1 pseudogene is annotated in these 308 nt (G+C 32.5%); it reads left to right on the top strand.

The features are described 5' to 3' along the window. Positions 1-239: 239 nt before the first annotated feature. Positions 240-308 (top strand): annotated as a pseudogene (locus ACFIK8_RS11860) (septum formation initiator family protein); the annotation flags it as partial.

A 308-nucleotide genomic window follows, 5' to 3' on the forward strand; every position in this document is an offset into this window, starting at 1 on the left:
GGACCTTTACTGACAAAAATGGGTATAAAATCACGAGTTAGTGGATACTGTGTGTTTATAATATAAAATGCAATAAATGAGGGAGAGAGCTTACTTTTGTTGTAGTAAGAATATTAAAATGTATGGTGATAGGTTACTTCAGTGTGTGAATTTGGTAATAAGATATAAGATATTAACCAAAATCGTGTAGAATTGGGAAAAATATTAAGGTGATTATGCTGTAAAGACTGTGTTCTTTTATGTGGACAAAACAAAAACCCAGATCGATCAAAATGCGCTTTGTACTTCCACTTATGACAGTGGGAGTT

The organism is Bartonella sp. MR168JLCBS (genome assembly GCF_042194175.1).